This is a genomic window from Clostridium sp., assembly GCF_034179595.1.
Taxonomy (GTDB): domain Bacteria; phylum Bacillota; class Clostridia; order Clostridiales; family Clostridiaceae; genus Clostridium.
The window spans coordinates 1-6,819 of sequence record NZ_JAXFPT010000076.1 but is presented as its reverse complement, the minus strand read 5'-3'; the positions used below and the strand labels follow the sequence as shown (position 1 = coordinate 6,819).

The 6,819-nt window shown below is 28.8% G+C and carries 5 protein-coding genes, 1 tRNA gene, 1 rRNA gene and 1 pseudogene; 4 read left to right on the top strand and 4 right to left on the bottom strand.

Annotation, left to right across the window (positions count from 1 at the left end; genetic code table 11):
* The first annotated feature begins 578 nt into the window (after nucleotides 1-578).
* On the top strand, nucleotides 579-1,256 hold the full coding sequence (locus SPJ33_RS09650) for a uracil-DNA glycosylase (protein WP_321117753.1): 678 nt from the start codon (nucleotides 579-581) through the stop codon (nucleotides 1,254-1,256).
* Between the two features lie 187 nt (nucleotides 1,257-1,443).
* Here SPJ33_RS09650 and SPJ33_RS09645 read toward each other — a convergent pair.
* The 3 genes and pseudogenes from SPJ33_RS09645 to SPJ33_RS09635 form a co-directional block, all read right to left on the bottom strand.
* Nucleotides 1,444-1,519: transfer RNA gene (locus SPJ33_RS09645), tRNA-Phe, on the bottom strand.
* A 6-nt stretch (nucleotides 1,520-1,525) separates the two neighbouring features.
* A 5S ribosomal RNA gene (gene rrf / locus SPJ33_RS09640) occupies nucleotides 1,526-1,642 on the bottom strand.
* A gap of 67 nt (nucleotides 1,643-1,709) precedes the next feature.
* Nucleotides 1,710-2,332: pseudogene (locus tag SPJ33_RS09635) on the bottom strand (class I SAM-dependent methyltransferase).
* A gap of 130 nt (nucleotides 2,333-2,462) precedes the next feature.
* Between SPJ33_RS09635 and SPJ33_RS09630 the strand changes: the two are divergent.
* The 3 genes from SPJ33_RS09630 to codA all read left to right on the top strand — a co-directional run bounded on the left by SPJ33_RS09630 (nucleotide 2,463) and on the right by codA (nucleotide 6,141).
* Entirely contained in the window at nucleotides 2,463-3,200 is a 738-nt protein-coding gene (locus tag SPJ33_RS09630; protein WP_321117752.1) for an NAD-dependent protein deacylase, read from the top strand.
* Between the two features lie 363 nt (nucleotides 3,201-3,563).
* Nucleotides 3,564-4,832, top strand: a complete 1,269-nt coding sequence (gene codB, locus SPJ33_RS09625) for a cytosine permease (protein ID WP_321117751.1) — start codon at nucleotides 3,564-3,566, stop codon at nucleotides 4,830-4,832.
* Nucleotides 4,833-4,878: 46 nt separating this feature from the next.
* Nucleotides 4,879-6,141, top strand: a complete 1,263-nt coding sequence (codA, locus tag SPJ33_RS09620) for a cytosine deaminase (protein WP_321117750.1) — start codon at nucleotides 4,879-4,881, stop codon at nucleotides 6,139-6,141.
* A gap of 187 nt (nucleotides 6,142-6,328) precedes the next feature.
* Here the strand turns inward: codA and SPJ33_RS09615 are convergent, their stop codons facing one another.
* Nucleotides 6,329-6,757: an ester cyclase gene (locus SPJ33_RS09615; RefSeq protein ID WP_321117749.1), complete on the bottom strand. Its 429-nt coding sequence runs from the start codon at nucleotides 6,755-6,757 to the stop codon at nucleotides 6,329-6,331.
* Nucleotides 6,758-6,819 lie beyond the last annotated feature (62 nt).

Here is a 6,819-nt window from a genome sequence, read left to right as displayed (position 1 = left end):
TTAGGCACGCCGCCAGCGTTCGTCCTGAGCCAGGATCAAACTCTCAATAAAAAGTTTAATCATTTAACTCATAAAACTTACTTGTAAAAAGAATTGCTGGTTGTTTAAATGTATTCTATATTCTGTTCAATTTTCAAAGACCATTTTATCTCATCGCCTTCAAGCGACTCGTTTATCTTATCACTTAGAAGTTATTATGTCAACACTTTTTTAAAAACTTTTTTGAAGTTTGAAATGTGTTGTAACATCCTCGCGACGTTTCTTATCTTATCACTATAAGCATCAGCTGTCAACACTCTTTTTTGATATGTTGTTAAGCACTGTTACTCACCAGCGACGGTCTTTATCTTATCATATTTTTATACATATACTTTTAATGTTTTATTCATATTTTCTTATTATACATAATATACTTTAAATTATTTATATTTTCTCTATTTTTCATATATAGATACACTTGGATAAGTGTTTGATATTTTTTTATATTAATGTACGTTATTTTAATAAAAAACTTCTATCTTCTACCCCCTCTTATGCAAATTTTCAATATGTTATAATTTAATTAAGGTGGTGATTATATGTCAAATATACTAAAAAATGATTGGAATAATTTATTAAAAAATGAATTTAACAAAGATTATTATTTAAAAATACGTAGATTTCTTATAAATGAATATGCTACAAAACAAATTTATCCTGATAAATTTGATATTTTTAATGCATTACATTTCACTCAATATAAAGATGTTAAAGTTGTTATTCTTGGTCAAGATCCTTATCACGGACCAAATCAAGCTCATGGGCTTAGTTTTTCAGTTAAACCAGGAAATAGAATTCCTCCTTCATTAGTAAATATATATAAAGAGCTTCATAATGATTTAGGCTGCTATATACCTAATAATGGCTACTTAAAGAAATGGGCAGATCAGGGAGTTCTTTTATTAAATACAACACTTACTGTTGAGGCAGGAAAAGCCAACTCACATCAAAAAATAGGTTGGTCAATATTTACTGATAAGATAATTTCTTTGTTAAATGAGAAAAAAGATCCTGTTGTTTTTATACTTTGGGGGAATAATGCTATTAAAAAGAAAGCTTTAATTACTAATCCTATTCATTACATAATACAATCAGTACACCCAAGCCCACTTTCAGCTTCAAGAGGTTTCTTTGGAAGCAAACCATTTTCTAAAGCCAATAACTTCTTAAAGAGTGTAAATAAAACACCAATAGATTGGCAAATTGAAAATATATAATTTTAGTAGATATATTTGTATAAAAAAAGATAAGTATAAAAATTTTTATACTTATCTTTTATATAGAATATAATTTTGAATTTTCATAAAATAGATGATCTTATTAAATTGTAATTTTTAATCATGAATAATACCTTAATAATTATTATATAAAATAAAAAAGGTACTAACGAAAATTAGTACCTTTTGGTGGCTCGAGTAGGAATCGAACCTACGACACGCGGATCTTCAATCCGCTGCTCTACCAACTGAGCTATCGAGCCATACTAACCTAGCAACGTCCTACTCTCCCACACAGTTTCCCATGCAGTACCATCGGCGCTATAGAGCTTAACTTTCCTGTTCGGAATGGAAAGGCGTGTTTCCTCTATGCCATTATCACTAGATATGAGTATATTATAATTAATATTTAGTAAGCTGTCAATTAATTTTTATACATTATTTTCAATAAATCTATTTTTTACATTTTATCATTGTAAATTTTATGGAACGCTTATTTGATATAGATTTTTTAGGATCATCAATTTCTATAAATTCTTCTAATCCATAATCGCCAAAATCTTCTCTTATTGAATCAGCATCATAAAAGAACATATTTAATCCTTCTGTTATTTCAACTAAATCTTTACCTATTGGCTTGCCTATTTTGAAGAATAAATCTTTTTTAGAAACAGTTACGAAAATCATATATCCATTTGGTTTTAATTGATTATAACAGTCTTTTATAAATTTTTTCTAGCTTCTTCATCTAATAAATGTATAAGTGCATAGCAAAATATGCCATCATACAATTCATTATCAAAAGGCATATCAGTTACTGATCCATTATAAATCTTAATATTAATTCCATTTTCTTTAGCTAATTTAATTGCGGTTTCTGAAATTTCAATACCTGTTACCTTGATACCATTATCAATAAATACTTTTGCGTTTCTTCCATATCCAACACCTGGTATAAGTATATTTCTAACATTATTTTTTAAGAAAAAATCTTTTACCATAATTGCTGAATCTGATGGTATAAATCCCCACATTGTTTTATTTTCTCTAAAATTTTCTTCCCAAAATTCTGTCATATGTTTTTCTCCTTTTATACCCTTTAATCATCTTTTGTTTAAAATTTTATAAATTCAATTATATATACAGTATAACATACAATTTTATTGAGCTTAAAATGATATAATAAAATAAAAAGGAAGTGTCTATATGGATGATAAAATTAAGAAGTTATCTGAAATAATTAAAAATAGTAATAACATAGTGTTTTTTGGAGGTGCTGGTGTTAGTACTGAATCTGGAATACCTGACTTTAGAAGTGCTAATGGATTATGGAGTGAAAAACTAAAAATAAATCTTACTCCTGAACAACTTGTTTCTCATACTATGTTTATAAAATACCCAGAAGAATTCTTTAAATTTTATAAAGAGAAATTAATATATCCAAACGCTAAACCAAATGCAGCACATATTGCTTTAGCTAAACTTGAAAAGATGGGTAAACTTAAAGCTATAGTAACACAAAATATAGATGGTCTGCATCAACTTGCCAGTTCTAAAAATGTTTATGAACTTCATGGATCTGTTCTTAGAAACTATTGCATGAATTGTCATGCCTTTTATGATGAAAAGTTTATATTAGAATCTAAAGGAATACCTACTTGTACTAAATGCGGTGGAATAGTTAAGCCAGATGTTGTTCTTTATGAAGAAGGTTTAGATAATGATATTATAAATGGAGCAGTTAGAGCTATTTCACAAGCCGATACTTTAATTATTGGTGGAACTTCACTTGTTGTTTATCCTGCTGCTGGACTTATTGATTACTTTAGAGGTAAAAATCTTATCTTAATTAATAAAAGTTCAACTTCTGCTGATAATAAAGCTGATTTAGTTATTCATAATGCTATTGGTAAAGTTTTGGAAGAAGTCATTAATAACTTATAATTTAGATAGTCTATGATATTTATTAATTAAGGATTATCATGGACTATCTATAATAAAATTTCTCTATTTATCCCTTTTTTTACTTGAATTAGCCTCAATATATAGAAATAAAATCTATAAAGAGATATTTACAACATTTTACTCTTATGATATCTTGAATATAACAAATTAATAGTACCTTTAACTCAGTTCAGAGAAGCTGGCAAGGTTTTCGGAAGAAAATTACACAAAATAGTAATTTAGCATTAGTGTATCTAAATTTAACTACCTCTAGTTTAAGTGTAGATATATGCTAAAATTCTAGGCTCCTTGCATCTGCAGGGAGCCTTTCTTTTTAGGTACTAAGAAGAAAGGTAGAGAAATATGAATAAAAAACAACATCAAGATCACGATTACTCATTAGAGGCAATACCACAAAGAGATAAAAAAGGATTTTTATCAATGCTAGTAGTTATGCTAGGATTTGCATTCTTCTCAGCAAGTATGTTAGCAGGTGGAAATATAGGCATAAGTCTTGATATATCAGACTTTATAAAGGCTATAATATTCGGTAATATCTTATTATGTATTTACACAGGGCTTTTAGCTTATATGGCAGGAGATACAGGACTTTCAACACATTTACTTGCCAGATATTCATTTGGTAAAAAAGGATCATATCTTTTATCAGGCTTAGTTGCAATAACACAAATAGGTTGGTTTGGAGTAGGAGTTGCAATGTTTGCAATACCAGTTACTAAAGTAACAGGAATAAATGTATGGGTATTAATTATAACATTAGGTTTATTAATGACAGCAACAGCATACTTTGGAATGAAATCACTTACAATATTAAGTATGATAGCAGTACCAGCAATAGCACTACTTGGTAGTGTATCAGCCGGAAAAGCAATAGCTGATGTAGGTGGTATAGCTACATTACTTTCAATAAAACCAACAGGAACTATGACAATGAGTTCAGCTTTAGCAGCAGTTGTAGGAACATTTATAAGTGGTGGTACTTTAACAGCAGACTTCACAAGATTTTCAAAGGATAAAAAAACAGCAGTGTCAACTACTGTAATAGCATTCTTAATAGGTAACTCTTTAATGTTAGCATTTGGTGCAATAGGAGCAATAACTACAGGACAAGCTGATATATCAGAAGTAATGTTTGCACAAGGACTGATAATACCAGCAATAATAATATTAGGACTTAATATATGGACTACAAATGATAATGCACTATATGGTTCAGGACTTGGATTTGCTAATATAACAAAACAACCAAAAAGTAGAATGGTTATAATAAACGGTGTAGTTGGAACACTTTTATCTATGGTACTTTATAATAACTTTATGACTTGGTTAAATATACTTAATTCATTCATACCAGCAACAGGTGCTGTGTTAATAGCAGATTACTTTATAATAAACAAAGGCAAGTATACAGATTTCAAAACTACTAAATTTAAAGTAGTAAATATAAATGCAATTATAGCTTGGGGACTAGGTGTAATAGGAGCTTACACTATACCTGGTATAACACCAGTTAATTCAGTATTAACAACAGTAATAACTTATGTAATATTAACAAAGATAGAATTAAGAAAAGAAGTAGGAATAAAATTTTCAGAAAAAATAACAGCATAATAAACTTAGATAAAAACAGAGGATATAGTATCTTAGGAGGAGAAAAATGTTAATAAAAAGAGCCAAATTAAGAAATAATAATAATTCAGTAGATATATTAATAGAAGATGGGATTATAACTAAAATAGAAGAAAATATAGATGTAGATAATGAAGAAGTAATAGATGCAAAGGGATATTTAGTTGTACCACCATTTATAGAGCCACATATTCACTTAGATACAACACTTACAGCTGGAGAGCCTAAGTGGAATGAAAGTGGAACTTTGTTTGAAGGAATAGAACGTTGGTCTGAGAGAAAAGAGTTTTTAACTAAAGAAGATGTAAAGACTAGAGCAAGAAAAGCAATCTCTTGGCAAGTAGCCAACGGAATTCAATTTATAAGAACTCATGTAGATACTACAGACCCTGAGCTTACTGCCATGAAAGCTATGATAGAGCTTAGAGAAGAATTAAAAGATTATGTTACACTACAAATAGTAGCTTTCCCTCAAGAAGGAATACTATCTTACCCTAATGGATTAGAATTATTAGAAGAATCTTTAAAATTAGGAGCAGATGTAATAGGAGCCATACCTCACTTTGAATTTACAAGAGAATACGGAGTGGAAAGTATAAATAAAATAATGGAACTTGCTAAAAAATACAATGTATTAGTAGATGTTCACTGTGATGAAATAGATGACGAACAATCAAGATTTATAGAAGTTCTAGCAACTAGAGCATACGAATATAATATTGGGCACAAAGTTACAGCAAGTCATACAACTGCAATGCATTCATATAATGGAGCATACACATACAAATTATTTAGATTATTAAAAATGAGCGGAATAAACTTCGTAGCAAATCCTCTAGTAAATATACATCTTCAAGGAAGATTTGATACTTATCCAAAAAGAAGAGGTATAACAAGAGTTAAAGAAATGGTGGAAGCAGGAATTAATGTATGCTTTGGTCATGATGATATAATGGACCCTTGGAACCCATTAGGAACAGGTAATATGTTACAAGTACTTCATATGGGACTTCATGTATGTCAAATGATGGGATACAGCCAAATAAATGATTCAATAGATTTAATTACAAACAACTCAGCTAGAACACTTGATATAGAAGACAAATACGGTATAGAAGTTGGAAAGCCAGGTAACATGATAATACTTCCAGCAAAAAACGGATATGATGCTATAAGAAGACAAGTACCAGTTCATTACTCTATAAGAGAAGGTAAGGTAATAGCTCATACTACTTTAAGCGAAACTACTGTAGACCTTGGAATAGAGGAAATAATTGATTTTCAAAAATAGATAAAATATTAAAAAATACTACAGATGATAGTAATCAATTTTAATATAAAATGAATATTAGTAAAAAGAGCATGTATCATAAAGAAAAAGATAAAGCATTAATAAAATAGTTAAAAGGGACTATATGAATTTTAAAATATATTCATATAGTCCCTTTTTTAACTTTAACAATTTATTTCTATAAGTATTATCTTTTTAATTGATTTATAACATCATTTACATCAACATGTGATCTTTTTTCAATGATTTTACGATCCTTAATTTTTAGAAACATCATCAGAGAAAAATGAACCTCTTTATTTGTTGCTTCAATACCTAAATATTTTCCTGTATGAATCCCTGTAAACTCCAAATATGCAGCGACCAAATCTCCTTCTGCAATTAACTCTTTTATTGGCATTTTAAAGTCACTGAAAGCATCAAAATTTTTCTTTTCTGATTCAATTAATCCTTCAACTCCTTTAAATGGAGTATCTACTTGAGGATAAAATTTAAAATCTTTATGGCAAAACTTATATAAAGAATCATAATCCTCATTTGCAAGCGCTTCATAAAATCTACTTACTAACTCTTTATTTTTATTTAACATACTATTTACTCCTAAATTAAAATTCACATACTTCTCCATCAGCTGGAATTACTAATCTATTAGAAAATCCTTTTTCTTCTGCATATTCT

Bases quoted from the DNA above. Each gene is read 5' to 3' on its own strand.
- SPJ33_RS09650 (WP_321117753.1), top strand. From the start codon at position 579: ATGTCAAATATACTAAAAAATGATTGGAATAATTTATTAAAAAATGAA.
- SPJ33_RS09630 (WP_321117752.1), top strand. From the start codon at position 2,463: ATGGATGATAAAATTAAGAAGTTATCTGAAATAATTAAAAATAGTAAT.
- codB (WP_321117751.1), top strand. From the start codon at position 3,564: ATGAATAAAAAACAACATCAAGATCACGATTACTCATTAGAGGCAATA.
- codA (WP_321117750.1), top strand. From the start codon at position 4,879: ATGTTAATAAAAAGAGCCAAATTAAGAAATAATAATAATTCAGTAGAT.